The organism is Priestia sp. P5_B4 (assembly GCF_056400385.1).
On sequence record NZ_JBFULJ010000212.1, the window covers coordinates 1 to 5,595 of the forward strand.

At 37.2% G+C, this 5,595-nt stretch carries 4 protein-coding genes; 3 read left to right on the top strand and 1 reads right to left on the bottom strand.

The window, feature by feature from the left end; all coding sequences use genetic code 11:
- Positions 1-338: 338 nt before the first annotated feature.
- Complete coding sequence (locus tag AC1DRF_RS15570; protein WP_427075496.1) at positions 339-1,994, bottom strand: alkaline phosphatase; 1,656 nt, start codon at positions 1,992-1,994, stop codon at positions 339-341.
- A 202-nt stretch (positions 1,995-2,196) separates the two neighbouring features.
- Here AC1DRF_RS15570 and AC1DRF_RS15575 point away from each other — a divergent pair, with 202 nt between their 5' ends.
- The 3 genes from AC1DRF_RS15575 to AC1DRF_RS15585 form a co-directional block, all read left to right on the top strand.
- Complete coding sequence (locus tag AC1DRF_RS15575; protein WP_477741092.1) at positions 2,197-3,717, top strand: spore germination protein; 1,521 nt, start codon at positions 2,197-2,199, stop codon at positions 3,715-3,717.
- A 14-nt stretch (positions 3,718-3,731) separates the two neighbouring features.
- On the top strand, positions 3,732-4,817 hold the full coding sequence (locus tag AC1DRF_RS15580; RefSeq protein WP_477741093.1) for a Ger(x)C family spore germination protein: 1,086 nt from the start codon (positions 3,732-3,734) through the stop codon (positions 4,815-4,817).
- A gap of 12 nt (positions 4,818-4,829) precedes the next feature.
- A partial coding sequence (locus tag AC1DRF_RS15585) for a GerAB/ArcD/ProY family transporter (protein WP_477741094.1) occupies positions 4,830-5,595 on the top strand: 766 nt, incomplete at its 3' end.

The following is a 5,595-nucleotide window of genomic DNA, read 5'->3' on the forward strand; positions in this document are numbered from 1 at the left end:
CATATTGTCCTTAATAACCCTGGTTTTGTGATTTAATCCAAAAGAATTTATGTATTTTTTATTCATTTTATTATAAAAATTCTAGCATACAAAGGTATGAACTTACATATGTATTCCGAACTAGTTCCTTTTAAAACTATGATTATTATACCATTTCATAGTATAAATCACATATAGTTAAACGTGAAGACTTTCCATTTCTTTAAGTGTTCAAGGCTATTTATTTGTAAAATAAATAGCTTCATTCCTCTATAAAGGCTACATAACTTAATTAACCATCTATTATTTGTAAAAAAACAGGCCTAAAGTTATAACTCGGCCTGTTTTGCATTCATTTCTTATTTTTCATTTTTTACAATTTGCTGTGCTTGTTTTGATACAAAGAAGCGATTCTTTTTATCTTGTATCACTACGCTGTCCATTTGAATTTCTCTTCCATTTACAATAGCAATATTTTTATTTACTGGAAAACGTACCGTTCGCTTATTGTTTGTAACAACCAGTACAGGGTTGTTTTTGTCTTTTGAGTCAACCGCTACCTTTGAGCCTTTAAAAGCCTTATTTGCTTCAATAAATAATTCATTTGTTAACTGGTTTAAGTTAATATTCATTGATTTAGCCATATGTTTGGCAATATCCGTATTATCAAAGTGCCCCGTTGGTCGATTTACGCCGTATGAATACAGAAATACATCCTCACCCGTATGACCGCCTGTTGTGAATCCAAGGTTTGCTCGGTTGGCTAATAACTTCGATAGTGTAGCACTGATTTCTTTTTTATCTCTTGCTTTAGTCAGCTGTGCTTTTTCCTCTGAAGTTAGATTTGATAAACCATACAAAGCAGCTACTTCTTCTTTATTTGATAAATCTTCTTTTAATTTAGACGTAGCACCTTCTAACGTCATTTTTGCTTTTTTTAATGGATCAATATAAGCAGAAACAGGTGTGATATCGTATCCTTTTGTTGTATTTGCATTACCGATTGAAAGACCGCTGTTTCCGTGATCGGCAATCGCAATAACCATCGTATTTCCATCTTTTTTAGCGAACTCTACTGCTTTGCCCACTGCTTCATCAAACGCTAGTACATCGCTAATCATTCCTACTGGATCATTCGCATGAGCTGCCCAATCCGTTTTGCTTCCTTCAACAAATAAGAAAAAACCGTCTTTATCTTTGGATAGTGTTGTTATTGCTTTATTTGTCATCTGGGACAACTTTGGCTGTTCTGCTTTTGTCTGCAGTCGGTCCATATCATATGCTAAGTCTCGGTCGGCGAAGCTCCCCCAGATTTTTTTGGCGTGTGACTGCTCTAATTCCTTTTTATTTTCTACAAAGTCATATCCTCTTTTATTCAATACATTGACTAAGTTTTCACCGTCTTTCCGGCTTTTTTCTTCTTTTCCTGGAAGAAGAGATTGCTTACCTCCTCCAAGCACTACATCGATGTTTTGATACACTTGCTGCTCCGCTAGCGTTTGAAAATCATCACGGCTGTAGTTATGGGCTGAAAAACCAGCTGGTGTGGCGTGCTGGATTTCAGAAGTAGCCACAATTCCCGTCGCGCGCCCTGAAAGCTTTGCTCCTTCTAGAACGTTTGCTACGGGACGAAATTGATCTTCTTTTTCTACGGGTTTAACCCCAGGCGTATTCACTACCGAAGGCAGCACCCCTACATAGCCTGAATTTGATTTATTTCCCGTTGCTAAAGCAGTAGCTGCCGGAGCGGAATCTGTAATAGCAGATTCTGCCGAATACGCACGTACTCCCCCAGCCATCAGCTGATCCATATGTAACGGTTTTCCCTTGTACCATCTTGCGAGTGTAGTAGCATTTGAGCTCGTCCCGTCCATTACCATCATAATGACATTTTGAGGTTTCTTAGCTGACTTATGCTCCACTTTTGCTTCCGTTTGAATAAGAGAGTTTCCTAAACCAAACGAGGCCAATGCTACTGCTCCTGCCAGTGTAATACCTGCTAATTTTTTCTTCATATAAATGTACCCGCTCCTTTATTTCATTATCTTCGACATGTCTAAAGTTACCATTCAAACGTAAATCTACTGTTTATCCACTGTAAAAGAGTGTAAAGTTTGTCTTTATATTCTTCCTTTCTTCTTGAGAAAAAATAGTCGAATAAAAAGGAAGTACATGAACAAACTACCAGTAATAGAAAGTCATGCGAGGGGCACGGTTATGTTTAAACATTTATTTAAAAAAAAGAATGCAGACAATCAGCCCAAAAAAACATTGGACGAACTGATTAAACAATTTAAAAAATCAAGTGATTTTACAACATTAGCTATTGGTTCGCAGCATCGAAAATACATCATTACTTATTTTAAGCAACTTGTAAACATGCAAAGTGTTGAAGATAAAATACTTGAGCCTTTTCAAAAACTAGACTTCACGTTAAGCAGTGTATATGAAGTCGAAAACGTTCTGCCGATTGAAGATATTTCCGTTACAAAAGATACAAAAGAAATTTTAGAAAAGATGCTGCGCGGCTACGTAATGTTTCAATTACATAAAGACGATAAGCTAGTAGCGCTTATTAAAGTTCAAAGCTTTGATACAGGGTTTCGAAAAGAAAATGAAACGGAAAATGAGTTCAGTGTTGTTGGTCCTAAAATTGGTTTTGTAGAGGATTTAGATGTCAATCTCTATTTAATGAGAAAAACGGTCATTTCCGAAAACCTTATTTTTAAAGAACTCACCGTAGGAAATAAATCGAAAACGCGCGTCGTTCTTGTTTATTTAGAAGGCGTAACGAACCCTCAGCACGTGGACACTATGACGCAGCGCCTGGAAGATATAGATTTCGACGTCATTTTTGATAGTACAATGCTTGATCAATTAATTTCCGATAACTCTTCTACGGCGTTTCCGCTTTTTTTAACAACAGAGCGGATCGATCGAGTCTTGTTCAGTCTGTTAAACGGGCAAGCTGCCTTCTTTTCGAGCGGTTCACCCTACGCAGTTACAGGTCCGTCAACGCTGCTTGACTTCTTTATTYCACCTGAAGACTACTATTTACCGTGGGTTCTAGGGTCATTTTTCCGAGTTATTCGTATTTTTGGCGTCTTTTTCTCTATTTTTGCTACGCCTCTTTATGTAGCGATTGTTACGTATCATTATGAAATGCTTCCAAAAGATCTGCTGGGGCCTATTATCTTTTCAAGGACAAACGTTCCTTTTCCACCGGTCATCGAAGTACTTTTTTTAGAAATTACCATTGAACTGCTTCGTGAGGCCGGAGCCAGACTTCCAACAAAAGTAGGTCAAACACTTGGAATCGTAGGCGGGATTGTTATTGGGCAAGCAACAGTAGAAGCTGCGTTAACAAGCAATATTTTGCTTATTATTGTTTCACTGACAGCTTTAGCTTCTTTTACGACGCCTATTTTTAAAATGTCTAACACGATCCGGCTGCTACGTTTTCCGTTTATTTTGTTTGCCACTGCGTTTGGTTTAGTCGGCATCACCTTTGGTTTTTGTTTCTTGCTGGTTCATTTGCTTCGTTTAAAATCTTTGGGCATGCCTTATCTTGTTCCGCTTTTTCCGTTTCGGCCCACAGAGTATAGGGATACCTTTCTGCGATTGCCCTATAGTCATACAGCCAAGCGGCCAAGCTACTTGCGTCCTTTAGAGCGATTCCGCTATAACCCCAATAAAGCGAATAAAGGTAAAAGAAAAAGTAATTTAGATAATGAGTAAAGCGGGGAAACGTCATGAAGAGAATACTTATTTTATGCACTTGCCTTACTTTTTTAACGAGCTGTGCAGACCGTGAAACGATTGACGAAATTCAAGTAGTCAACTCCATAGGGTATGATTATATTCCTCAAAGCAATAAAGTCAGAGGAACCATTTTATATCCTATCTATAAATATGGACCAACGGAAGAACCAAGTATTATTGCGGCTACTGCTAATTCATCATTTGATATTCCACTTCGTTTAAACAATAAATCATCTCTTCCCGTTGCTTTCGGGCAGCTGAGGAGCATCGTTATTGGAGAAAAATTTGCAACACATGGAGTAGATGAATTAGTAAATACAATTGCTAGAAATCCAGACCTTGGACGTAATATTAAATTAAGCATTGTAGATGGCAACGCACACGAATTATTGAGCTCCGTTACAAAAAAGAAAATTAAAGACTATCAGTTTATTTCGAATTTAATCGAACAAAATATCCGCACAGAAAATTTGCCTAACACCAATTTACAAATTTTTTTATTCAGTTTTTTTAGCGACGACCGTGACCCGTATCTTCCTGTTTTAGCCCAAGAAAAAGATGCTATTAAATTAAAAGGACTGGCGCTTTTCAAGCAGCAAAAAGTCGTTACAACCATAGGAATGAAAGAAACGTTTTTATTTAAGCTGCTAACAAGCGGAACAAAGCACGGCCGCTACTCAGTAAAAATTAAAAAAAGTGACCATAAAGGCGAAATTATACTGCAAAACTTGCGCACTAAAACAAAGTATGAAATTAAAGGAAATCATCAGCATCCAAGTATTATTGCGCACTTAACTGTCGACGGCCTTGTAAAAGAGTTTCCCGGATGGATAGATTTAACAGACCCCGAGCATATTAAAATRGTTGAAAGAACGCTTCAAAAAGACATTGAAAAAGATGGAAATGCTTTTATTAAAAAGCTTCAGCAACACAAAATCGACCCCATTTGTTTTACAGATTATGTGCGAAGTAAAACACGAGGGTTTAACAGTGAAGAATTCAAAGCGCAATATCCGGATATGAATATTGAAGTAAAAGCTCATGTTCATCTTATTCAAACCGGTATTAGCAACTAGGAGGAAGAAAAGATGCATAATACAATTAAAGAAGAAAATCAAGTTTCCCCTTCTTTTCTTTTTTTCTTAGTTCACTCTACTCAGATTGGCGTTGGAATACTAGGATTTCAGCGTTATATTATTAAAGGTGCTGGATATGAAGCGTGGATATCTATCTTCCTTGCTGCGATCAGCGTCTGTATTTTATTAGCGATGATTTTTAATATCTTAACCCGTGAAAACAGCGATATTATTGATATTCACCGGCTATATTTTGGAAAATACCTTGGAGGGGCTTTAACCCTTGCCGCTTCGATTTATTATTTTATCTTTGCATTAACGATTTACCGAACGTACGTAGAGATTTTGCAAATATGGATGTTTCCACAGCTGGAAACATGGATCGTATCACTTGTATACCTGCCTATTATTTACTACACAGTTTCCGGTGGGTTTCGTGTGATTACTGGAATTGCCTTTTTTGGGGTAATGCTTCCTTTGCCGCTCGTGTTTGCCTTGGTTTATACATTAAAATATGGGCACCTTAATAACTTATTTCCTTTGTTTGACCATACGATATGGGAATTTTTAATTTCAACTAAAATGATGACCTTTGAGAATTTGGGATTTGAATCCGTGCTTTTTTTCTATCCATTTATAAAAAATGGCGCTACTAGTCAGAAGTGGGGGCAATATGGCGTTTTGTTCAGTACTTTTTTATATTTGTGCACAGCATTAGTGTCATTTGCTTACTTTAGTCAAGGACAGTTAAGCCATACCATCTGGCCAACCTTAACGA

Bases quoted from the DNA above. Each gene is read 5' to 3' on its own strand.
- AC1DRF_RS15570 (WP_427075496.1), bottom strand. From the start codon at position 1,994: ATGAAGAAAAAATTAGCAGGTATTACACTGGCAGGAGCAGTAGCATTG.